Here is a 24693-nt window from a genome sequence, read left to right on the forward strand (position 1 = left end):
CCTAATAAAAAATTATTTTAAATAAAATTTTGATATACGAAAACTATCGTACATATTTGTACGAAGAAATTCGTATAACTTTTATAACATGGATTTGAAACCGACAGAAAGCGAGCTGGAAATATTGCAGGTGATTTGGAAAAAAGGACAATGCAGCGTACGCGATGTGCACGAGGAACTATCAAAGAATAAAGACTCGGGCTATACAACCACTCTTAAATTGATGCAGATAATGCACGAGAAAGGATTGGTTGAACGCGATACAAATGCCAAAACGCATTTGTACAAGGCGGTGATAACCCGCGAGCAGGCGCAACAGGGGGCATTAGATAAAATTATTTCGACGGTATTTAAAGGCTCAACATCCGATCTGGTGATACAGGCTTTAGGTCAGCACCGGGCATCAAAAGATGAGATAGATGCGATAAAGAATTTTTTAGATCAGTTTGAGGATAGGGATTAGTGATTAGAGAATAGAGAATAGTTTTTAGAATTTGATTTTTAGGATTTAACAGTTAAGACAATGGAAAACATATTGTATAACATCAGCCAGGTTTTGGGTATCACTATTATCCATTCGTTATGGCAGGGCTTGCTTATTTATTTTCTGTTAAGGGTAGTGCTACTGTTAGCAGGAGGACTTTCCGCGTCAAAAAAATATTTGCTTGCAGTAAGCAGTCTGCTGGCCATTACCGGGTGGTTTGCTTACACGTTGATTAACCAAATACAACTATACAATTGGTTGGCCAAACCTGCCAACCTGGCCAATATGCCAATGATGCTCAATCTGCCAACAAACATCCAACAGTTTAGCAACTCAACTATCCGTTATTATTATAGCGTACAGGAATATTTGCCTTATGTTACCGCTGTTTACGTTTTAGGCCTGCTATTGAACGTGGCAAGGGTAGTATTAGCTCACAGAAAGATCCAGGCTATAAAACGCACCATGAGTTTAGGTGTTCAGTTACAACAGCAAATAGGGAACTTTGCCAAAAAGCTTAACATCACCAAAAAAGTAAAAGTTGGCTTTAGCCACATGGTTGATGTGCCATGTATTGTGGGCTATTTTAAGCCTGTTATCCTCTTACCTTTTACGCTATCAACCTACTTGGGGTCCGAAGAAATTGAAGCCATATTGATGCACGAACTGGCTCATATTAAACGTAACGATTATATAATTAACCTGCTGCAGCAAGTTATAACCACGTTGTTATTTTTTAATCCGTGCGTGTTACTTATTAATAAAATAATAGGCGAGGAGCGTGAGAATAGCTGCGACGATTTAGTTGTAGATGCCACGCAAAACCCTGTTATGTATGCCAAAGCTCTATTCAAATTAGAGCAAAATCGCCAAAATGAGTTACGGTTAGCGCTGGCTGTAACAGGCAAGAAGTACCATTTATTAAACCGAATTGAAAGAATCATGAAAACTAAAAAACAAATCCCAAGCGTACGGCCAACATTAGTGGCTATGCTTATATTAACCTTAAGTATTTGCGGCTTAGCCCTGTTTAACCCCGAAATTGCGCAAGGCAAAATATCTGTAAAAGCAATAGACCCGATAATAAAAAATTTAATTGCAACCGATACTATCCCTGCTAAAAAGGCGGCAAAAGCCCAAAAAGCAGCTAAGGCTAAAACCAAAGCAGAGATTTATGCCACTAACGAAAGGATAAAAGCTAAAATTAAAGAGGAAAAGGCAACAAAGTTCAATTATAACAACAACAAAAATTATGCGTACCGTTACAATATAGGTATGGACGACCCGGAGTTAGAACGCTTAAGCAAAGAAGTTGAAAAACACGCAGACGCCGTTAGCAAACACTACGATACCCCGGAATTTAAAGCACAAAGTGAGCAAATAAGTAAACTGGGTGACGAAGTAAGCGCTTTTTATGATAGCGATAAAGTTAAGCAGGCAACTGCAGCCCAGGAAAAAGCTGCCGCCCAATTTAACAAGCTGTATGCCGGTAAAGAGGGTGGTACCGAACAAATAAGCAAACAGATGGAAGCTTTGGGTAAAAAAATTGAGAAATACTTTAACTCGGCCGATTTTAAAGCTACGAACGATAAATTAATGAAAAAGTATGGTATTAGCAATCGCGATTACCACGACGACAGGGACGAAAACTACAAAAAATATCAGGCAGAATTAGACCAGACCCTGACGCCGGAAATAAAACAAACTACCAAACAAATGCGCGAACTGGGCGAACAAATGCGCGCCCGCTTTGATAACCCCGACATGCGCAAAGCACGGGAAGAAATGCGCGCGGCCGGTGCTGATATGCGCGAGGCTTTTAACAACCCGGATATAAAACAAAAGCAAGAAAAAATGCGCAAACTGGGTGAAAATATGCGGAATTTTCAGGGTGACGCTAATGTGAAACAGGAGCAGAAACTATTACGTGAAGCGTCTGCAAAATTAAGGGCGTATACACAATCGCCGGAGTTTAAGAAGAAAGTAGCGGAGTTTAGGAAAGCGCATCCGGAGAATAATTTCCGTTGGAAAGATAGCGAGGATGTACAAAAGCCTGAAGCTCCGGAAAAACCCGAGGCACCCGAAAAACCGGAAACTTCTGAACCAATTAATAAATTAAAGTATTGATTAAGCCCGAATGTGCTTGGTTAGGTTTATTAAAAATCTGACCAACTCATTCAATCCTCACAAACAATTTCCTATTAAAATTAGTAATTTAGTATCCTCAAAAAAGAGGATACTTTTTTTATGCTTCAAAAGCTAACTATACAAAATTACGCGCTTATTGATAACCTCGAGATCAATTTTGATAAGGGGCTAAACATACTTACCGGCGAAACCGGTGCGGGTAAATCCATCATTTTAGGTGCATTGTCGTTAATTTTAGGTCAGCGTGCCGAGAGCCGTTACTTTTTTAATCAGCAAAAAAAATGTGTGATAGAAGGCTCTTTCAGGATCGCCAATTTTCATTTGAATACATTTTTTGAGGATAACGACCTGGATTATGAAGGCGAGACCGTATTGCGCCGCGAGATCTCGGCCGATGGTAAATCGCGCGCGTTTGTGAATGATACGCCTGTTAATTTAACCACGTTAAAACAGCTTGGCGAAAAGCTGATAGATATTCATTCGCAGCACGCCACTTATGAAATAAACGACCCCGAATTTCAATTGCTGGTGATAGATGGTGTTGCCGGTCACCATGATTTATTGAGTGGTTATCAAACCAAATACCGGGCATACAAAAAATCGCTTGCTGCTGTACAGCAATTGATAGAACAAAACGACAAAGCCAAGGCCGACCTTGATTATTACCAGTTTCAGTTTGATGAGCTGGAAAAAGCGGGCATTGCTGCCGATGAACAGGAATCGCTTGAGAGGGAATTAGCCACATTAAATAATGCCGAAGAAATTAAACGTAACTTATTAGGGGCGCATTACCTGATGCATGAGGGCGAAACATCGGCCATTATACAGTTGCGCGAGGCGGGCCAGCAACTATCAACCATAGAACAATATAACCCCGATGTAGAAGACCTGCACGAGCGCCTAAAAAGCACCCTTATCGAGCTAAAGGATATTGCAGCCGAGCTGGAAAATATAGAGCAACGCACTTTCACCAATGAGGCGCGTGCAGAAGAAGTGAATACCCGCTTGAGTCTTTTATATAACCTGCAAAAAAAGCATCGTGTTAATAGCAATACCGAATTGCTGGAGATCCAAAATGATCTGTCGGACAAGATACAGCAGGCCGTTTTTGGCGATGAAGCGGTAGAAAAACTGCAGAAGCAGATTGCAGCTGATAAGCAGGAACTGGAAGGTATAGCCGCAGGGTTATCTGCCAACCGCAAAAAGGCTATCCCCCTTATACAGGAGAAAGTATTGGCAAACCTGAGCGAAATGGGAATGCCAAATTCGGTATTGCAGATAGAGCAAACCTCGTTACAAGACCTGGCCCGGAACGGGGCCGACGCTATCCGCTTTATGTTTTCGGCCAACAAAGGGCACGCATTGGCAGATATGAGCAAAGTTGCATCGGGTGGTGAGTTGAGCCGGTTAATGCTCAGCATAAAATCTATTATAGCCGAGTATACTGCTCTGCCAACCATTATTTTTGATGAGATTGATACAGGTGTAAGTGGCGAGGTAGCCAATAAGGTAGGGCAGGTAATGGAGCGCCTATCGCAAAACCTGCAGGTTATTACCATAACCCACCTGCCGCAAATTGCCGGTAAGGGTAAAAGCCACTATTTTGTTTATAAGGATGATACCGGCAGTACCACTTATACCCGCATGAAAAAACTGGATGATAAAGAACGCGTTTTAGAAATTGCCAAGATGCTAAGCGGCGATAACCCCGGCGAAAGCGCATTGCAAAATGCACGGGAACTTTTGAGTATTTAAGATTTTAGATTTTAGGATTACGATTTGAGTATTCAATCTAAAATCGTAATTCTTCAATCGTAAATAAAAAATATAACTTTGCGCCACTTATAAAACTAAAAACAATGGCTTACAATTTATTAAAAGGTAAAAAAGGAATTATTTTTGGTGCGCTTAACGAGCAATCAATAGCCTGGAAAGTGGCGCAACGCTGCCACGAAGAAGGTGCCGAAATAGTTTTAACCAATTCGCCGCTGGCATTACGCATGGGCGAATTAAATAAACTTGCAGAGGAATGTAATGCCCCTGTTATCCCGGCGGATGTAACCAGTAATGACGATATCACCAACTTGTTCACCAAAAGCATGGAACATTTTGGCGGCGGTGTAGATTTTATATTACACTCGATTGGTATGAGCATTAACGTGCGTAAAGGCATTGCTTACACCGATAACAACTATGAATTTACCCATAAGGGATTAGATATATCTGCATTAAGTTTTCACCGTGTATTGCAAACTGCCATGAAAATGGATGCTATAAACGAGTGGGGATCTGTACTGGCGTTAACTTACATTGCATCGCAGCGTGTGTTTCCTGACTATAATGATATGGCCGATAACAAGGCTTATCTGGAAAGCATAGCACGTAACTTTGGTTACCAGTATGGTGTTAAAAAGCACGTGCGTATCAATACGGTATCACAATCGCCAACACGTACTACTGCAGGTAGCGGTGTTAAAGGCTTTGATGGCTTTATTAACTACGCCGAGAAAATGAGTCCGCTGGGTAATGCAGATGCTAACCAGTGTGCCGATTACTGCGTAAGCTTGTTTAGCGACCTAACCAAAATGGTTACCATGCAAAACCTGTTTCACGATGGTGGTTTCTCTTTCACGGGTGTAACCGCTGCGGTGATTGAGCAAATGGAAAAATAGTAACTGTTTTGATGTTCCACTTTTTGGGAAATGGAACACCCCAAATATCCCTTATAAACAGAAAAGGCCCGCGATATTCGCAGGCCTTTTCTGTTTAAATGCTGGTAATTTTAGTTAGAATCTACCAATACAATTTTAACATAAGCCTGGTCCGGAATAATTGGAGTACCAGTGCCACTTGCATTTTGCACATATAATGTTACATGCCCGGTGTTGTGGGTAAAGCTATAAGCACTGCCATCAAAAACTTCAGGCACCTGCTCCCATGGGGCGTTATCGCCAAAAGCTATATAAACCAATACAGCACCATGCTCATTGGTATACTCATCCAGTTCTGGTATGTTCAAATCAACAGTGTTGCTGGTACTGTTATACACGGCCCAATCAGATGATCTTACAGTTTTAACAATTGTAACATTGTTGTTTGGTGCAACAACAGTCTCCTTTTTACATGATGAAGCAGTAAATACAACTACCGCGATGCATAAAATAGATAATAATTTTTTCATAAATAATGTGATAAATTGTTTTTTGTAATCATAAAAACTGCTACAAGTATTCTATATAACGTTTCTATAATGCTGTTAATATATTATAAGAACAAAATTATCAGAAAAGGTTTAACTAACTAAGAAATTAGTTATCTTTATTTTAATGAAATATTTTTTATTCATCTTTTTTATACTTCCTATAGCTTGTTTTGGCCAGATAAATATCACCGGTAAAATTGTGAACACTGCTGATAAAAAGCCGGTGCCTAATGCCAGTGTGTTTTTAAGTAATGCCACAGTGGGCGATAAAACCAACGATGATGGCGCCTATGTACTTCGTAATGTAAAGCAGGGGCAGTACGAACTGGTGGTAACCGTTATTGGCTACGAAACCTACCGGCAAACGGTAATGGCCGGTACGGATAACATAAGTTTGCCTGATATTTTATTGACGCCTAAAACAACCGAGCTAAAAGAGGTGAGCATACGACCCGACCCGGACTGGGAATGGAAGTATGACACGTTTAAGCTGGAATTCTTAGGCTCGTCTGCTTTAGCCAAACAATGCAAAATACTTAACCCCCAAATGGTTGACCTAGACTTTGATAAAGCTACGCGAAAATTAACCGGCTCATCATTTGATTTTTTAGAGATAGAGAACAAGGCCCTGGGCTATCGCATTAAATACCTTTTAACCCGGTTTGTTAAAGACTCAAAACTAAATATGCTCTATTATGAGGGATCAACCCTGTTTGAAGAGATGAAAGGTAGCGCAAAGGACAAAAAGCGATGGTTAAAAAATCGTAAGCTGGCTTACGAAGGTTCGTCTATGCAGTTTTTGCGCGGGCTGGTGGGGAATGATATAAGTAGCTATGGTTTTAAAGCATTACGGTTGATAAGGAAGCCGAACCCGGCCTATAACGGATTAAACGAGAAGTACTTTCAAACCCTGGTGAATGTACCTTTAACGGTAGAAGATTTTACTACACTAACAGATAAGAAAGGCATATATGCATTAAAATTTACCGATTGCCTGTATGTGATGTACACCAAAAAACGCGATAATGATAATGGTGTATACAGGTCTTTAACCATGCCCAATTATTTAACAACCATATTATCTTTTACCGAACCTTATGCTTTGTTTGATACTAATGGCGTGATACTAACCCCATCGGCGGTTAATTTTGAGGGTAATTGGGGTAAAAACCGTGTCGCCGAAATGTTACCGGTTGATTATACACCCGAAGAAAAGTAGTTGTATATTTAAACTTGAAGCTCAATAATAAATTACTGGCTACCAATATTGTATTTATTATCACCATTAAATCCAATATAGTCTATTTGCCAACGAGCCCCTTCCCTTGTAAGTGTAAAGACCAATTCTGTAGTGGATGACAATCTTAGGGCTATTAATGCCTTATTATAGATACACATAAAGTGCCTGATCTTAGCGTTTTTAATGTGGTCTAATATTTCGTCTTTCCCGAAACCAAAAATCAAATCAGACTCAAGATATGGAACAGGACCAAAATAATCTTTAACCGGATGTAACACGAGTGTATCCGAAACTCGTTTATAAATCAGCCTAAGGTTGTTGAGAAACACATCTGAAACATAGCCTGATTTTTTGAAATTGGCCAGGTAAGTTTCTACCGAATTCATATCTATTTTGAGGATACTATCTTTTTTTACCGAATCAGGGTTAAAACCAACCACTAAAGGGGTAGTAGCCAGTTTTTCATTGTTTGTTTTATACCACTTAAGGAAGTTTATACAAACCTGTTTAATGTTGGCTTTGTTAGCATCTTTCCTCTGCTGTGAAAAAGCGGGGGCTGTAATGAATGTTAACAGAAGCAGAATGACAGTTAAATTTTTCATTGTTAATTTTTTATACTCTTTCTGACTTGGGTTACAATATAATCATGATATCCAGGATAATGTCCATAAGTCGATTGAGTGGAACCTTTAATTTTACCACTAACGGAATCATAATACAATCTGTTTGCATAATTGGCACCTGCCGCCCTATCGCTTGTAGAATTATCTATAAATTGAAAATACTTTCCATTGGCATCGGTCCCCATTCCATTAATAACAATAAAATGATCTGTGGCATCATCATAATTTACTGATCCAAGATGACTATCAATTCCTACTAAAACAGGGGTTCCATGGCTAAGAGCATCAATCATATAAGTTATAGCTTGCTTAGTTTTTGATAGATTAACGCCATTTGCAAGTGTATAAATTTGAAATGTTTGTGTGTTTGGCAAATATCCTGAACATTTATACCCCGCTTTAGCTAATTGTTCACGTGATAAAACCAAACAACTCTCAGCTTTACCATCAGATTTAAAACGCATGGGAACAAATGTCTCAAATGGAATTATCCTATTAATTGTTGGCCACGGTTGTTGATTTTGATATTCTTGATATACAACGGAAGACGTTGGGTCAAAAATAACTATATTATCATTACCTACATTTTCATCGGTGTGTGGCTTTACTAAAATTTGAATATTATCCGGCGGTATAATTGGAGGTACTGTCACCGGGCACCCACCAGGCAGTAGATTGATTTTTTTACCATCAACAGAAGTGGGGGCTGTACCGGGTTGGCAAGGGTCATAATTTGGCGGTACTATTGGAGAGGTGCCACCTCCGCCACCACCTGTTCCGCCACCACCGCTTCCACCGCCTCCCACATCTACTGTCCAGCAGGTTGTTAATGTGGTATAATTATCATAAGAGTACGCTCTGCTCTGGCAAGTACACATGTCCCCTACATGGTGCTGTTCGCAACCACAAAGTACTTCTACTGTGCCGGTGTACACTACTACCGACGAACATAGCTGTTGTAAATTATCTTTTAACTTTTGTATCTGAATAGAATTTGTAGCCGGCTCTACTGTTTCGGCCTTTATCGTTCCGCTAAATCCGCCAGGAATTTTTTGCGAAAAATTGTATAAGAACAACTCATCTGGTGTGTAGGTTAATAAAAAAACTTCTGTCTTATTTTCAAATAAATCTATCACTACATTTTTAAATGTTGTATTATCAGCATCATCCCGCATAACCGGAAAGGTATATGTAGTATGCCCGTTTAAATTCATCTTTTTTAGGCTATCAATAAACAGAACTAAATTATCTGGTTCGCTAAAAACAAATTTGCCTGCTGCTATTAATATTCTTTTGAGAAAGTTTTTGAAGTATCGTAGTATTTATTCCTTTGGTTTCTTCAAGGAATTGTTGAAATGTTATTTTGCTGGCCTTGGGTTCGCCGGCGTATTGTTTTAGATTTAAGTTTCTATTAATTTCTTCCTTGGCTGAAGGGTCGTTTAAGACCTTTTTACACGAATTGCCAATAAAGAAAGTTAAAATTAATAACAGTAAAGCTACAGGTTTTTGTAGATTGGAAAGTTTCATGGTAAGATTGAGATAAGGTTATGCCAATATAAAAAATAACCTTTATATATTTCTGTTTATTTTTTTACCATAGCTTCCACACAAAAAAAGCCCGCTTGCATAACAAGCGGGCTTTAACTATTAGTCTTTATAAGAATTTACTTTTGTTCTTCTTCTTCAGGTTTGGCTTCTTTCTTTTTGTCGATAACCTTTATTTCGTTGGCTTCTTTGTCGTAGTCTACCATCAGGGTATCGCCTTCAGTAAGTTCACCTTTAAGTATCTCTTCGGCAATTGGGTCTTCCAGGTATTTCTGGATGGCGCGTTTAAGCGGCCTTGCACCAAACTGCGAGTCGTAACCTTTTTCGGCAATAAACTCTTTGGCAGCCAAAGTAAGCTCAATTTTATAACCAAGGCTGTTAACCCTGCCAAACAGGAAGCCCAGTTCGATATCAATGATTTTGAAGATCTCGTCTTTACCCAGTGAGTTAAATACGATAACATCATCAATACGGTTCAAAAACTCAGGAGCAAAAGCGCGTTTTAAAGCGTTCTCTATCACACCACGAGAGTGCGCGTCTGCCTGTGTTGTTTTAGCGCTGGTACTGAAACCTACACCCTGACCAAAATCTTTCAACTGGCGTGCGCCAATGTTAGATGTCATGATGATAATGGTGTTCCTGAAATCAACTTTACGTCCCAATGAGTCGGTTAACTGGCCTTCATCCAATACCTGCAGTAATATGTTAAACACATCCGGGTGGGCTTTCTCGATCTCATCCAGCAATACTACAGCATATGGTTTGCGGCGTACTTTCTCGGTCAGCTGTCCGCCTTCTTCATAACCTACATAACCCGGAGGCGCACCCACTAAACGGGATACCGCGAATTTCTCCATGTACTCGCTCATATCAATTTGTATCAGCGCGTCTTCAGTATCAAACATAAAGCGTGCAAGCTCTTTGGCTAACTCGGTTTTACCTACGCCTGTAGGGCCCAGGAATATGAATGAGCCGATAGGCTTCTTAGGGTCTTTTAACCCGGCACGTGTACGCTGAATGGCACGGGTAAGCTTTTTAATAGCTTCTTCCTGGCCAATAATTTTGCTGGCAATAGTATCAGACATAGCCAATAGCTTAGCGCTATCTGCCTGGCCAACACGTTGAACCGGTATACCGGTCATCATGCTTACTACTTCGGCAACGTTATCTTCAGTTACAGTGTAACGTTTTGATTTTGTTTCGGCTTCCCAAACAGATTTAGCCTGGTCAAGTTCTTCCAGCAAATGTTTTTCGGTATCGCGCAATTTAGCCGCTTCCTCATATTTTTGGCTGCGAACCACTTTGTTCTTTTCGATCTTTATCTGCTCGATCTTGGCTTCGATATCCAAAATTTCCTGCGGAACATGGATATTGGTCAGGTGCACACGTGAGCCAGATTCGTCCAAAGCATCAATAGCCTTGTCTGGTAAAAACCTGTCGGTAATATAACGGGTAGTTAAGCTAACGCAAGCATTAATAGCCTCGTCTGTATAAGTTACACCGTGGTGCTCTTCGTATTTCTCTTTAATACGGTTCAGTATCTCAACGGTTTCATCTGGCGTAGCCGGTTCAACCATTACCTTTTGAAAACGACGGTCTAAAGCGCCATCTTTTTCTATATACTGGCGATATTCATCTAAAGTTGTCGCGCCAATGCATTGTATTTCGCCACGCGCTAAGGCCGGCTTAAACATGTTTGATGCATCAAGCGATCCCGAAGCACCACCCGCACCAACTATAGTATGGATCTCATCAATAAATAAAATAACATCAGGTGATTTTTCCAGCTCGTTCATTACGGCTTTCATCCGTTCTTCAAACTGCCCGCGGTATTTTGTACCCGCCACTAATGAAGCAAGATCAAGGGTAACCACGCGTTTGTTGAACAATACACGCGATACTTTACGTTGAACAATGCGCAATGCCAAACCTTCGGCAATGGCACTTTTACCAACGCCCGGTTCACCTATAAGTATAGGGTTGTTTTTTTTACGGCGCGATAATATTTGCGATACACGTTCAATTTCTTTTTCGCGGCCTACAATTGGGTCAAGCTTTCCTTCTTCGGCAGCTTTTGTAAGGTCGCGGCCAAAATTGTCAAGTACCGGTGTTTTTGATTTAATATCCGAAACCTTTTTAGGCTGGGTGAAAGAATCTTCCTCTTTAAAGTCGTCATCGCCACCTGTTGATGATCCCGGCATCTCGTCGGTAACATCATTTTTGTTCGATTCTACCTCGCTTTTAAATACTTCGTAGTTTACATTAAACTGCATCAGTATCTGCGAAGCAATATTATCTTCGTCACGAAGAATAGACAGCAGCAAGTGCTCGGTGCCTATCACATCGCTTTTAAAAATCTTAGCTTCAAGGTAAGTTATCTTCAAAACCTTTTCGGCTTGTTTGGTTAACGGGATACTGCCAATGTGTACATTAGTGCCAATTGTTCCTTTTACAGCATCCTCAACAGCACGGCGTAGTTTAGCGGTATCAACGGTTAGCCCCTTTAATAATTTAATTGCCACTCCATCACCGTCTCGGATCAGGCCAAGTAAAAGGTGCTCTGTACCAATATAATCATGCCCAAGGCGTAACGCCTCTTCCCTGCTATATTGTATAACATCCTTAACCCGCGGCGAAAATTTAGCTTCCATATATACCTTTCTGATTATGATCGTCCTAATCTATAAATTTGTTTTTATCTGTCAAGACGATTGTTAGAACATTTATCAACAATATTGCCAACTTTTTAGCTTTATAAGAAACAGACAATTTAATGATATATCGCCTGCCAAAATAAAATTCAAATAGGTGGAATTATGTGTTTAAAACATACAAAACGCCTGATTGTTAATATTTAAACGGTAAAAACTTTATTATTTGATACAATGGTCACCAAATAGTTTAAACCAAATACGAATTATATATATCTATTATTGCAAGCAAGGCAAATAGTCATTGTTTATGACAATACGGCATACCGGGTGGAAAGGTTTGCCGTATATAAATACATCTATAGCAAACCAAACGATTTACATTGAAAGATACAAATTATAAGATGAATTTGTGATGAAAACTTATTCACCATCTGGTTTTCAATCCTATATTTGTCTCCTCCAAAAACAAATACTATGGCAGACGAGAAGATCATATTTTCAATGGCAGGGGTAAGCAAAGTTTACCCACCACAAAAAACAGTACTAAAGAATATTTACCTGTCCTTTTTTTACGGCGCTAAAATTGGCGTTATCGGTTTAAACGGTTCGGGTAAATCTTCCTTGTTGAAAATTATTGCCGGTATCGATAAGACAAATATAGGCGAGGTTGTGTTTTCGCCGGGTTACACCGTTGGCTACCTTAGCCAGGAACCCGAGCTTGACCCTAATAAAACAGTTAAAGAGATCGTAGAAGAAGGCGTTGCCGAAACCACCGCGCTTTTAAAAGAATACGAAGAGATAAACGAAAAATTTGGCTTGGAAGAGTATTATAGCGATGCCGATAAAATGGATAAGCTGATGGCGCGCCAGGGCGAATTGCAGGATAAAATAGACGCGGTTAACGCCTGGGAGCTCGACGTAAAGTTAGAGCGCGCTATGGATGCACTGCGTTGCCCCGAGCCGGATACTAAAATCTCGGTACTATCGGGTGGTGAGCGCCGCCGTGTGGCTTTATGCCGCCTGCTTTTACAGGAACCCGATGTTTTATTGCTGGATGAGCCTACCAACCACCTGGATGCCGAATCAATAGACTGGCTGGAACAGCACCTTAAACAATATAAAGGGACCGTTATTGCCGTAACACACGATAGGTATTTCCTTGATAACGTTGCCGGCTGGATCCTGGAACTTGACCGTGGCGAAGGGTTACCGTGGAAAGGAAATTACTCTTCATGGCTGGATCAAAAATCAAAACGTTTAGCGCAGGAAGAAAAAAGCGAAAGCAAACGCCAGAAGACATTGGAGCGCGAGCTGGAATGGGTGCGGATGGGGGCTAAGGGGCGCCATGCTAAATCAAAGGCGCGTTTATCAAACTATGACAAATTAGCATCCGAAGAAACAAAGGAAAGGGAAGAAAAGCTGGAGCTGTTTATTCCGCCGGGCCCTCGTTTGGGTAATATCGTTATAGAAGCTAATAATGTTACCAAAGCCTACGGCGATAAAGTATTGTTCGAGAACCTTAACTTTTCGTTACCACCTGCGGGTATTGTGGGTATTATTGGCCCCAATGGTGCAGGTAAAACCACACTGTTCCGCCTGATAACCGGTCAGGATCAGCCAGATGCAGGTACCTTCCGTGTGGGTGATACTGTTGCATTAGGTTATGTTGACCAGTTGCACGATGATCTTGACCCTAACAAATCTGTTTGGGAAAACGTTACCGATGGCCTTGATAACATTATGGTGGGTAACCGCCCGCTAAACTCGCGTGCCTACGTATCCAAATTCAACTTTAATGGTGCCGATCAGCAGAAAAAAGTTGGCGTACTATCGGGTGGTGAGCGTAACCGTGTCCACCTGGCTATTACCCTAAAAAAAGGTTCGAATGTTTTACTGCTGGATGAGCCTACCAATGATATCGACGTAAACACCTTACGTTCGTTAGAGGAAGCCCTGGAAAACTTTGGTGGCTGCGCTGTTATCATTAGTCACGACCGCTGGTTCCTGGATAGGGTTTGTACCCACATCCTGGCGTTTGAAGGTAACTCGCAGGTTTACTTCTTTGAAGGTAACTATAGTGATTACGAAGAAAACCATAAAAAACGTGTTGGCGATGTAACACCCAAGAGGATCAGATATAAAAAGCTGACGGTGTAGATAGAGTCAAGAGATAAGAATCAAGATACAAGAAAAGCCCGTATGTGTATGTGTACATATCCGGGCTTTTCTTTGTTTAATCTTGTCATTTCGAACGACAGAGAGAAATCTTGTTCAATTGGTAAAGTTAGCCACCTGTCATTCGAACAAGATTTATCAAGTGTTTATGTTTTTAAGGCTTTGATGAGCTCACCTCGTTCGGTTCTCCTCGTACCTCGTTCGAAATGACAATTTATTAAACCTTCAACGCCGGATATTTCCTTTTATAAACTTTAAAGGCCATCCATATACCAATCCCCGCCAGTATCAGTACCCAAAGGTTGGCAAGACCGATAATCAATTCAATAAATAAGTACCAGCCATTGCTCAGTGCCATCAGCAACCTGTTAAAGAAAGGCATTTTATATGCCGATGGGTCGTCGTTAGCTATTCGTTCTTTATAAATGGTATTGCTTTGGTAAAAGTTAAGGCTTACCACACTAAAGTTAACTGCTTCGTCAATTTTTTGGTTGTTGATTTGTCCGTCTATCATATCATCCTTTAACCAAAGTACGGCTTCAGGATCTTTGATTTTAATTTTACCCGTTTTTTGCTGGGCAACCATTTCGCGGCGATTTTTTAATTTAAGCTTCGCCGAAAGATAATCCAGCGATTTATCTTCAATATCCATTTTGCGTGAGGTAACATAGATACCCATGTGGCTTACGTGGTTCATGAAATTTTCCAGCTTTTCTGATGGTATCTTCACCGTCATATCGGCGGTGGTGTTAAATGCTGATACCCGCATAACAGAATCGTTGCTTAATCTGATGTCTTCGCTGCGCTCAACTGATGAACCCATTTGGTGATGTACTACCATGCCGTTAAATTTTGCTGTGATATGGGAAATAGAGTCGCCGGTTTGCTGCACGTTTTTAACTTTGAAACTTATGTCGGCAGTTTTTACCAGTTTGGGTTTGGCATCTGCCACTGTGTCGCTTGCTGTGCTAACCCCAACTGTATCTGCGCTGCTACTATTGTTGGCGATTTCGTAACGGCCATTTCTGCCTTTGCAAGCTGCGAACAGGGCTATGCCTGCTATCGCGATAAAGATCTTTGTTTTCATGCTTTAGTTGATTTAATTGGTTTAGTATTGATACCAACTGTAAAGCAATAGTAACCCGGTTAATTTTTGATAATCAAAATGTTACAAAGGGGGAGAGGGCGAGAGCCAAGATGTTAGAATCAAGATATAAGAAAGCCCGGATGTGTTAACAACCGGGCTTTTTATCCTCAAACGCGTCATTGTGTGGTAAAAAGGGATTTGTGGGAAACTACCTACTCAGGGCAGTTATCCGCGCGGCGGGTGTCAACAATGTAGATGATCTTCCAGCCTGTTTTGGTTTTCATAAGCTGGTAAAAATCTACACCACAATGGCTGAATTTTGTACCTACGTAAAATTTATAAGGCGTCCAGGCACTTGCCAGCGGGCCGTCAATTTTAATATCGCCCCAGGTAATGCGTTCATCATAGATCTCTTTATGGGGCGTACCTACTGTTTTTATAAATGCATCGGGATTTTCGTTCTTTAACACTACAGTGCCATCCTTTTTACTGCTAATACCCTGAAAAACTATCCCATCTGCAAATGTTGACCTCATTAGGGTACTATCGCCTTTGCGCATGGCATCAAACATAGTGGTGATGGTTTTCTTGATATCGTCTTTATCGGTTTGGCAAAAGGCGGGTGCGGCTAAAGCCATAAGTAAAGTTGCGAGGAATAATTTTTTCATAATTGTGCTGATTTGTTGAGGCAATTTAACGAAAAACAATCAAAAAAAATGTCATACTGAACGTTTGAAACATCTATCGGCGAGTAGGCCCTTCGCTACCGCTACTCATGGCAATTGTTAGTAAATGGCATGAGAAGTGTTCACGTTCACGGCCGTGAACACCATCGTGAACACATAAATAGCTGATAATAAGGAGTTTTAAAATTAAGCTACTGACAAAATATCGTCACCAAATTATTCATGACATTTAATATGCAGAAAAATGCTAATTATAGCACTCATAACGACAATTTTAGTACCAAAAAAGCCCCACATTTACTGCAGGGCTTTCAAATATATCTAAGATGTCAATTAAGACATTTTTAATTTCTTTTGGATATCGGCCACATAGCCTTTGAATTTTTTATCGGTATCAATCAAATCTTCAACGGTTTGGCAGGCGTAGATAACGGTAGAGTGGTCGCGGCCGCCGAAGAAGTTACCTATTGATTTTAATGAGCTTTTGGTATGTGCTTTGGCCAGGTACATCGAGATCTGGCGGGCTTGTACAATTTCGCGTTTGCGGGTTTGAGATTTTACCATCTCGATAGGTACTTCAAAGTATTCGCAAACAAGGCTTTGAATATATTCCATCGAAATTTCCTTGGCAGAATTTTTTACAAAATTCTTCAGCATTTGCTTGGCCAGGTTCAAGTCAATCTCTTTACGGTTTAGGGTTGATTGCGCCAGTAATGATACCATTGCGCCTTCCAGCTCACGTACATTATTATCAATGTTGTGGGCCACATACTCCACCACATCGTTTGATAGCTCGATACCATCCTGATAGATCTTGTTTTTTAGGATAGCCATACGGGTTTCCAGATCAGGGATCTGCAAATCGGCAGATAGGCCCCACTTGAAACGTGATAGCAAACGTTCTTCTAAACCCGCAAGGTCTTTAGGCGCTTTATCTGATGTGATAATTAATTGTTTACCGCTTTGATGCAGGTGGTTGAAAATATGGAAGAAGAAATCCTGTGTTTTTTCTTTACCGGCAAAGTTGTGTACATCATCCATGATCAGCACATCAATAGCCTGGTAAAAATTCACAAAATCATTTATGTTATTATGCTTAAGGGCATCAACAAATTGTTGGGTGAATTTTTCGCAGCTTACATACAACACCAGCTTATCTGGCAGGGTGCGTTTAATTTCGTTACCAATAGCTTGCGCTAAGTGGGTTTTACCTAAACCAACACCACCATATATCATTAAGGGGTTAAATGATGTGCCGCCCGGTTTTGCTGCAACAGCATAACCAGCAGAGCGCGCCAAACGGTTACAATCGCCTTCAACAAAGTTTTCGAAGGTGTAATTGCGGTTCAGCTGCGGATCTACGTTCAGCTTCTTAAGGCCCGGTATTACAAATGGGTTTTTAATATCTTTATTTATCGAAATAGGTATTGGCATAGACTGATTTTTAGATTCAGCACCATTTCCATTCGAGGGCATATTAGTAGTATATGGCTTGCTTGATGACTGCTCTACAACAATGTTATACTCTAAACGACCTTCATCGCCTAATTGTTTTTTTATTGTTTTGCGCAACAAGCCCACATAGTGTTCTTCTAACCACTCATAAAAGAATAAACTTGGTACCTGTATCGTTAAAACGCTACCCTCCATACGCAAAGCTTTTATTGGTTCAAACCAAGTTTTAAAGCTTTGTGCAGGTATGTTGTCTTTTATTATCTGAAGGCAGCAATTCCAAACGTTAGTACAAGTTTTTTCCATATAGTTATTAGTAATATCTTGATTTCCAGCCTTCACGAACACTGTTTTTGAGCTCGCTACGGAACATCGAATATTCTAAAAAAAAGCGGATTAAAAAATAATATTTGAACTTTTTTTATAAATATATTTACAAAAAAACGGCCTATTTATTGCGGATATTAAAGTTATTAACATTATATTTCGCATGCAGGCGGTGTTTTTATGCACCAGTTTTGTTGTATGGCGCTTTTAAAAGTTCAAACATTGTTTTAATCAATTTTGTGGATTAATTTTCGGCGGAAAAGTCCTTTAAGTTATTAACTGTAGCGACAAATTATCGTTAATGTTCACCAAAAATATTTCGCAGCGTATCGGCAATTTCACCCAGTGTTGCGTAGCATTCAACAGCTGTTAAAATGTAAGGCATAAGGTTGTCTTTTCCCCTTGCTGCATCTGCCAAATTTTGCAATGCCCGGTTTACTTCAACATTATTCCGTTCCTGTTTTAAACGTACAAGTTTATCCATTTGTTGCCTGCGGATAGCATCATCAACCCTAAAAACATTTTGGGCAACTTCTTCCTGTTGGGTAAACTTATTAACGCCAACCAGTACCTGGTCGCCACTTTCAATGTCGTTTTGATACTGGTAGGCAGCGGCGGCAATTTCCTGTTGTATATAATCCTGCTCAATAGCTTTAACAGATCCGCCCATGGCATCTATCTTATCTATATATATTTGAGCGGCTGCTTCCAGTTCATCAGTTAAAGCCTCAATAAAATAGGAGCCTGCCAATGGGTCAACCGTATCGGTAACGCCACTTTCAAACGCAATTATCTGTTGGGTACGCAGGGCAATTTTGGCCGCGGCCTCGGTAGGCAACGACAAGGCCTCGTCGTATCCATTTGTATGAAGCGATTGTGTGCCGCCCAGCACAGCGGCAAGTGCCTGCATGCTTACCCGCACTATGTTGTTCATGGGTTGCTGGGCCGTTAGTGTAGAGCCCCCCGTTTGGGTGTGGAAACGCAGTTTTTGAGCGCCCGCATCTGTAGCGCCCAGTTCTTTGGTGATATGTGCCCACATACGGCGCGCGGCACGAAACTTGGCTATCTCCTCAAAAAAGTTATTATGGCAGTTAAAAAAGAAGGAAAGGCGTTTGGCAAATATGTTTATATCCAACCCTTTTTCTAATGCGGCTTTTAAATAAGTTTTACCATTGGCCAAAGTAAAGGCCAGTTCCTGCACAGCGGTTGAACCTGCTTCGCGGATGTGATAGCCGGATATAGATATAGTGTTCCACTTGGGCACTTCCTTGCTGCAATATTCAAAAATGTCGGTTATCAGGCGCATGGATGGCGTGGGCGGATAAATATAGGTACCCCTTGCCGCGTACTCCTTTAATATGTCGTTTTGTATAGTGCCCGAGATCTGCTTAAGATCCGCCCCTTGTTTTTTTGCTAACGCGATGTACATTGCTAATAATATAGCCGCAGTAGCGTTAATGGTCATAGAGGTGGTGATGTTCTTTAGCTCGATGCCGTCGAATAGTATCTCAATATCCTTTAATGAATCTATAGCTACACCAACTTTACCAACTTCGCCTTCGGCAAGCTCATGGTCGCTGTCATACCCTATTTGTGTAGGCAGGTCAAATGCTACCGATAGACCCATGGTGCCCTGGCTTAATAAGTAGTGGTAACGTTTGTTTGATTCTTCGGCAGTTGAAAAACCTGCATACTGGCGCATGGTCCAGGGTTTACCCCGGTACATATCTTTTTGGATACCGCGCGTATAGGGGAACCGCCCGGGCAGTTCATTCATGCCGGATGGTTCGGTGTAAACCTCCTTAAGCTCGATGCCCGAAATGGTTTTAAATTTTTTATCGGCCATAATGCTTAAAATATGTGTTCAAGATCTTTACGTACCAGGTTGGTTGCTATATCGTACGGGTCTTCTTCCAGTTTACTTAAATGTGTTAACAGCACCCTGCCAAAATCAAGGCCCGTAGCATTTTCGGGCATAGCCTTTATAGCATTATTAACCAGGTTTATGGTATCATCTTTTGTACGCTTTACAACGGCCCAGGCCTGGCTGCTTACATAAATTTGCTGGGTAACATTGTGTTGATATTCGGTGCGTACTTCAGTTATTATAATACTATGCAGTTCGGCAGCCGAGTAGCCGTTACCGTTTAAACGGATGAGCAGGTTGGATGGGTTTATTCTGTCTATAAATAATATTAAACGCTCATACGCCTGTAAACGAAGTGGCAACGTTTGGCCGCTGATAGCCTTTTTAAGTTCGAGCGCCTGTAAGTTCTGGCCTTTATCCAGATAGGGTTTAAACAGATAAAACGCTATATATATAATGCCAATGCCGGCAACGGTGTATTTTAAAATATCGAGCAGATAATTATATAGTATCATTTTTGCTAATGTTAGGCAGAGGTCATAAATAAACCGGTCGCTGCAAAAATCCGCATTTTACCTTATATTTGTATAGTTAATTAAAAATAAGATGAGCGCGATTGTTGATACCCTAACTGCACCAGTAACATTTACACCCGGTGCCGTAAAAGAACTTTTTAAATTAAAAGACCAGCAAGAACTGAGCGATGATTTTGGTTTGCGTATTGGCGTTGAAGGTGGCGGTTGTTCTGGTATGAGCTACGTATTGGGCTTTGACCAAAAGAAGGATGGTGACCAGGAATTTTTGATAGACGGTATTAAAACCTATATGCACAAAGCACATGGCCTGTATCTTGCCGGTATGCAGATTGATTTCCAGGACGGACTGAATGCACGCGGGTTTACTTTTAACAACCCTAATGCTGCAAGTACCTGCGGTTGCGGTACCTCGTTTTCGGTATAAAAATTAGATAGAACACTTTTTAGATATTGAAAGGGCCCCTTATGCAAGGGGCTTTTTTTTGCATTTTTATATCCTGATCAATTAGGTGGAATGGGATTGCTCACTATTTTCCACAAGCCATTTTGCGTAAATCTGAAATCGTAAATTACAACACCCTTATAGTAAATATAACAGAAGGTTTTTGGTTGTAAACAATCCATCGATAAGGTTACCCTATCGCCAGGCAGTATTGCATGGTTATACACGTAATAGAAGGGGCTTTGCCCCGCTAATCCAAATTTATAATCAACTATCTTGTGGATGGATAGTGGGGCATCCGGGCGTACAGCATTGGTAATGTAAGTGAAAATGCTATTAATAGAATCACTCTTTACCCATACCCTAAAATTAGCAGCAGTATCTGCCGTTTTCATTTTAGTATGCTTGTAATAATATATTTGCTTAGCATTTGGTATGCCGTTGGCAGGTACAGTATCGGTTAGCTCAAGGGTGGTATCATTTAAGGTTTGTATCCTGAAACTATTACCGGGGCCGAAGTCCAGATAGTTTAATCCATTTTTTTTATGAATAAGATAGGTGCTGGTATTAGTGATCTGTACACTTGCGTGCTCTTTGAAGGTATTGTTGCCATCAAATTCAAATGCCGAAGCATGGCCTATATAAAAATTGGGTACTAAAACTGTTCCTGTGTTATCAACTACTTTTGATTGTAAGGTGGGGTACAACCATTTGCCGGTAATTTTTTTGTTTAGTTCGGCAATTTCATCAACCGGGGGCTTATTGTCATCTGGCTTAACCTTACCTTTTTTACATCCCGCGGCAATTAGGGCAACTGCTATTAAAACGTATATAAAACTTTTCATCCCTTTTGAATTAGATATCTGAAGTATTATTGATGTAGAGCAGTCTTTTGCTCTTGTTGTAATAGCTATTAAGCACTTAATTAGGGGAGGCCCTGCAATAAAGCAATATAAAAAATAAAAAGAATAATGTAAATAACCCGCAAATTTAATATGAATTGGAGTAGCTATGTTTTTATACGATGATAAAATAAATTGACTTAGCGGGTGTAACAAATAGTAACGCGTTTTAGTCATACCGTCAAGTTTTTTTATATTTATGGCATGCCGGTAAAAACCACCTATAAAGAGAATATATCTATTGCGTTACAATCTATTAGTGGTAATAGGTTGCGTACCTCGCTTACCGCTTTAATTATTGCCATAGGAATTATGGCGCTGGTGGGTATTTTAACAGCAATTGAAGGGATCAAGCAGTTCACAAACGATGCATTCGCGGGTTTGGGCGCAAACTCTTTTACTATTCAAAACCGTGGTAGCGGCCTTAACTTTGGTAATGGCGGGCACCGTAAAATATACCCGGCCATTAGTTATGACCAGGCAGAGCGGTTTGCGAAGCTTTACAAATTGCCGGCGCGCATTAGTATAGATCTTAGCGTAACAGGTACTGCTATAGCCAAATATAATAGTATTAAAACCAATCCTAATATTTCGGTAACGGGTAGTAACGAAAACTACCTGGCAATAAAAGGGCATAAGTTGGCCCTGGGCCGTAATTTTTCGGCGTCCGAATTAGAACATGGGGCCAACGTTGTTATAATTGGCGATGAGTTAAAATTAAAGCTGTTTAAGAACGAAGACCCTATTAATAAGTCGATACTGTTAGGTAGCAGTAAATTCAGGATAATTGGTGTTGTGGCGCCCAAGGGGAGTAATAGCTTTGGCGGCGATAAGTTTTGTATCATACCGGTGCAAAAGGCCAGGCAAATTGCAGCAACTTCAAAGCCATCTTTTGGGGTTACTGTAAATGTTAACAGCCCTGATGTACTTGATGCCAGCATTGGCGAGGCCACCTCATTGATGAGGAATATCCGTGGTATCCGGATTGGACAGAACGAAAATTTTGAATTTTCAAGAAGCGATGCTATTCAACAGCAACTATCCGGGCAATTGACAGGCATAACTGTAGCCGGTTTTGCCATTGGTGCTATAACCCTTATTGGTGCTGCTATTGGCTTAATGAATATTATGCTGGTATCGGTAACAGAACGTACCCGAGAAATTGGCTTGCGCAAAGCTATTGGTGCAACGCCATCGGTAATACGTAAGCAGTTTTTAATTGAAGCTATTGTTATATGCCTGATAGGTGGTTTTGCCGGGATCATATTAGGCATGGCTATAGGTAACCTTATCGCCGTGCAAATTAGTGGCACATTTATAGTGCCATGGATATGGCTGTTTTCGGCAATAGGCTTGTGTACATTTATTGGCTTATCGTCAGGGTTTTATCCGGCTAAAAAAGCAGCCAAACTTGACCCGGTGGAGGCGTTGAGATACGAATAAGGGATGTGCAGATATGCGAATGTGCAGATGTGCAAATTCCTATCATCTGCATATCTGCACATCTGAAATTTGCACATCTTCTATAGCATTACATTCTTTAACGGATAATCAAATAGTAATTTTTCCAGATAAGGCATGGTTAAGGCATTTTCAAAAGCCGCGGCATGGCGTGGGTGGTGCATATCGCTTGATATAAAATCAACCATCTCGTTATCTATCATTTCTTCCGCAATTTTTTTGGCCTGCTTACCATAATAACCGGTTAACGAAATTGTATTTAATTGCAGATCGCAGCCCCAGTTACGGATGGTTTTTAACTGCTCAATGTTCATATAACCATATCTTTCGGGGTGTGCCAATATTGGTTTATAGCCCGAGTCATGCAACTTTTGTATAGTGTGTATAACATTAGGTGGCTGGTTGATGAACGAGATCTCAAACAACACGTAGTTATCGCCCATTGTAAAAACCTTACGGTCTTCAATGCGTTTTTCAAAAGTTTCATCAAGATAGTGCTCTGCCGCTGCAGAGATATCTATGTCTATTTTTTGATTTTCCAATTCAGCTTTAAGAATAGCAAGCGCGTTGCCTATGCTTTCGGCATCATTTCGGTAATAATCTATCATTACGTGCGGGGTAGCAATTATTTTTTTAATACCCAGCGCCATCATTTTCTTTATCAGGAATATAGATTCTTCAACATTTTGTGCCCCATCATCAATACCGGGCAAAACGTGCGAGTGCATATCTGTAACAACTGTGCTGTAATCAAAGCTCACAGTTTTTTTATTTTCTCTCTTCTTAAATAATCCGAACATTTCTTAGCGATTGGTATATTGGCCATCATAATAGTCCTGGTAATGGCCGGTTGTAACATCATTCAGCCATTGCTCGTTAGCAAGATACCAGTCAACCGTTTTTTCCAGGCCTTCTTCAAAGGTAATAGATGGTTCCCAACCCAGCTCATTTTTTAGTTTGGTAGCATCTATGGCGTATCTTAGATCGTGGCCGGCCCTGTCTGTTACATAGGTTATCAATTTTGCCGATTCACCTTCCTTGCGTCCCAGTTTTTTATCCAGTATTGTACATAACAACTTAATCAGGTCGATGTTTTTCCACTCGTTGTGGCCGCCAATGTTGTAGGTAGTACCGGCCTTAGCTTTGTGGAATATAACATCAATAGCCCTTGCATGGTCTTCTACCCAAAGCCAGTCGCGCACGTTCTCGCCTTTGCCGTAAACGGGTACTGCTTTGCCTTGTTTAATATTATTTATAGCAAGAGGGATCAGTTTTTCGGGGAAGTGGTAGGACCCATAATTGTTTGAGCAATTAGAAATAACGGTACCCAAACCATACGTATCAAAGTAAGCCCTTACAAAATGATCTGAACTTGCTTTAGAGGCCGAGTAGGGTGAATGCGGATCATAAGCGGTATGCTCGGTAAACATATCTGTATCGCCTAAAGAACCATACACTTCATCGGTTGATACATGATAGAAACGTTTTTTATCGTACTGGCCTTTCCATAGGTTTTTGGCGGCGTTTAATAAATTAACGGTGCCCACTACGTTGGTCATTACAAACTCCAGCGGGTTAGTAATAGAGCGGTCAACGTGCGATTCTGCAGCCAGGTGTATTATTGCATCGGGCTGTTCCGTCTCAAATAGGTTGTTTATAAAATCCAGATCAACAATATCGCCTTTTACAAAGCGATAGTTAGATTCATTCTCAATATCTTTAAGATTGGCCAGGTTACCTGCGTAAGTAAGTTTATCCAGGTTAATAATGGTATAATCGGGATAGTTTTTTACAAAACGGCGCACCACGTGCGACCCAATAAAGCCGGCACCACCTGTAATAATTATCTTTTTCATGAGCAG

Annotated in this window: 21 protein-coding genes; 8 read left to right on the forward strand and 13 right to left on the reverse strand. The window is 40.7% G+C overall.

Annotated elements, in window-relative coordinates; translation table 11 throughout:
• Positions 1-88: 88 nt before the first annotated feature.
• From NPE20_RS18710 to NPE20_RS18725, 4 genes are all read left to right on the forward strand, one after another.
• Positions 89-463 (forward strand): BlaI/MecI/CopY family transcriptional regulator, encoded by a 375-nt coding sequence (locus tag NPE20_RS18710; protein ID WP_256540222.1) that lies wholly within the window; start codon positions 89-91, stop codon positions 461-463.
• Between the two features lie 60 nt (positions 464-523).
• On the forward strand, positions 524-2611 hold the full coding sequence (locus NPE20_RS18715; protein ID WP_256540223.1) for a M56 family metallopeptidase: 2088 nt from the start codon (positions 524-526) through the stop codon (positions 2609-2611).
• A 120-nt stretch (positions 2612-2731) separates the two neighbouring features.
• Entirely contained in the window at positions 2732-4387 is a 1656-nt protein-coding gene (recN, locus tag NPE20_RS18720) for a DNA repair protein RecN (protein ID WP_256540224.1), read from the forward strand.
• 104 nt (positions 4388-4491) lie between these two features.
• Positions 4492-5304, forward strand: a complete 813-nt coding sequence (locus tag NPE20_RS18725; protein ID WP_256540225.1) for an enoyl-ACP reductase FabI — start codon at positions 4492-4494, stop codon at positions 5302-5304.
• Between the two features lie 110 nt (positions 5305-5414).
• Here the strand turns inward: NPE20_RS18725 and NPE20_RS18730 are convergent, their stop codons facing one another.
• On the reverse strand, positions 5415-5813 hold the full coding sequence (locus NPE20_RS18730) for a hypothetical protein (protein ID WP_256540226.1): 399 nt from the start codon (positions 5811-5813) through the stop codon (positions 5415-5417).
• Between the two features lie 145 nt (positions 5814-5958).
• Between NPE20_RS18730 and NPE20_RS18735 the strand changes: the two genes are divergently transcribed.
• Positions 5959-7053, forward strand: a complete 1095-nt coding sequence (locus tag NPE20_RS18735; protein WP_256540227.1) for a carboxypeptidase-like regulatory domain-containing protein — start codon at positions 5959-5961, stop codon at positions 7051-7053.
• A 32-nt stretch (positions 7054-7085) separates the two neighbouring features.
• Here the strand turns inward: NPE20_RS18735 and NPE20_RS18740 are convergent, their stop codons facing one another.
• The 4 genes from NPE20_RS18740 to NPE20_RS18755 form a co-directional block, all read right to left on the reverse strand.
• The gene (locus NPE20_RS18740; RefSeq protein WP_256540228.1) at positions 7086-7676 is read right to left on the reverse strand and encodes a hypothetical protein; all 591 of its coding nucleotides are present in this window, start codon (positions 7674-7676) and stop codon (positions 7086-7088) included.
• A gap of 2 nt (positions 7677-7678) precedes the next feature.
• A complete protein-coding gene (locus tag NPE20_RS18745; RefSeq protein ID WP_256540229.1) occupies positions 7679-8911 on the reverse strand; it encodes a hypothetical protein in 1233 nt (410 codons plus the stop codon).
• Between the two features lie 43 nt (positions 8912-8954).
• Positions 8955-9224 carry a hypothetical protein gene (locus tag NPE20_RS18750; RefSeq protein ID WP_256540230.1) on the reverse strand — a complete coding sequence of 90 codons (270 nt, stop codon included), beginning with the start codon at positions 9222-9224 and terminating at the stop codon, positions 8955-8957.
• A gap of 137 nt (positions 9225-9361) precedes the next feature.
• The gene (locus tag NPE20_RS18755; RefSeq protein ID WP_256540231.1) at positions 9362-11893 is read right to left on the reverse strand and encodes an ATP-dependent Clp protease ATP-binding subunit; all 2532 of its coding nucleotides are present in this window, start codon (positions 11891-11893) and stop codon (positions 9362-9364) included.
• 477 nt (positions 11894-12370) lie between these two features.
• Between NPE20_RS18755 and ettA the strand changes: the two genes are divergently transcribed.
• Entirely contained in the window at positions 12371-14053 is a 1683-nt protein-coding gene (gene ettA, locus NPE20_RS18760; RefSeq protein ID WP_256540232.1) for an energy-dependent translational throttle protein EttA, read from the forward strand.
• A 235-nt stretch (positions 14054-14288) separates the two neighbouring features.
• On the opposite strand, the gene NPE20_RS18765 is transcribed toward ettA, so the two are convergent.
• The 5 genes from NPE20_RS18765 to NPE20_RS18785 form a co-directional block, all read right to left on the reverse strand.
• Complete coding sequence (locus NPE20_RS18765) at positions 14289-15158, reverse strand: DUF4349 domain-containing protein (protein WP_256540233.1); 870 nt, start codon at positions 15156-15158, stop codon at positions 14289-14291.
• Between the two features lie 212 nt (positions 15159-15370).
• Positions 15371-15826, reverse strand: a complete 456-nt coding sequence (locus tag NPE20_RS18770; RefSeq protein ID WP_256540234.1) for a nuclear transport factor 2 family protein — start codon at positions 15824-15826, stop codon at positions 15371-15373.
• A 351-nt stretch (positions 15827-16177) separates the two neighbouring features.
• Complete coding sequence (dnaA, locus tag NPE20_RS18775; protein ID WP_256540235.1) at positions 16178-17602, reverse strand: chromosomal replication initiator protein DnaA; 1425 nt, start codon at positions 17600-17602, stop codon at positions 16178-16180.
• A gap of 319 nt (positions 17603-17921) precedes the next feature.
• Positions 17922-19469: an acyl-CoA mutase large subunit family protein gene (locus NPE20_RS18780; RefSeq protein WP_256540236.1), complete on the reverse strand. Its 1548-nt coding sequence runs from the start codon at positions 19467-19469 to the stop codon at positions 17922-17924.
• Positions 19470-19474: 5 nt separating this feature from the next.
• A complete protein-coding gene (locus NPE20_RS18785; protein ID WP_256540237.1) occupies positions 19475-20005 on the reverse strand; it encodes a DUF7935 family protein in 531 nt (176 codons plus the stop codon).
• Between the two features lie 91 nt (positions 20006-20096).
• On the opposite strand from NPE20_RS18785, the gene NPE20_RS18790 reads away from it, so the two are divergent.
• Positions 20097-20450 (forward strand): HesB/IscA family protein, encoded by a 354-nt coding sequence (locus NPE20_RS18790; RefSeq protein ID WP_256540238.1) that lies wholly within the window; start codon positions 20097-20099, stop codon positions 20448-20450.
• A 77-nt stretch (positions 20451-20527) separates the two neighbouring features.
• Here the strand turns inward: NPE20_RS18790 and NPE20_RS18795 are convergent, their stop codons facing one another.
• A complete protein-coding gene (locus NPE20_RS18795; protein ID WP_256540239.1) occupies positions 20528-21313 on the reverse strand; it encodes a hypothetical protein in 786 nt (261 codons plus the stop codon).
• Positions 21314-21574: 261 nt separating this feature from the next.
• Between NPE20_RS18795 and NPE20_RS18800 the strand changes: the two genes are divergently transcribed.
• Complete coding sequence (locus NPE20_RS18800; RefSeq protein WP_256540240.1) at positions 21575-22813, forward strand: ABC transporter permease; 1239 nt, start codon at positions 21575-21577, stop codon at positions 22811-22813.
• A gap of 80 nt (positions 22814-22893) precedes the next feature.
• On the opposite strand, the gene NPE20_RS18805 is transcribed toward NPE20_RS18800, so the two are convergent.
• Complete coding sequence (locus tag NPE20_RS18805; RefSeq protein ID WP_256540241.1) at positions 22894-23631, reverse strand: tyrosine-protein phosphatase; 738 nt, start codon at positions 23629-23631, stop codon at positions 22894-22896.
• 3 nt (positions 23632-23634) lie between these two features.
• A complete protein-coding gene (gene rfbB / locus NPE20_RS18810; protein WP_256540242.1) occupies positions 23635-24687 on the reverse strand; it encodes a dTDP-glucose 4,6-dehydratase in 1053 nt (350 codons plus the stop codon).
• Positions 24688-24693 lie beyond the last annotated feature (6 nt).

This window comes from Mucilaginibacter aquariorum (genome assembly GCF_024498135.1).
Classification (GTDB): Bacteria; Bacteroidota; Bacteroidia; order Sphingobacteriales; family Sphingobacteriaceae; genus Mucilaginibacter; species Mucilaginibacter aquariorum.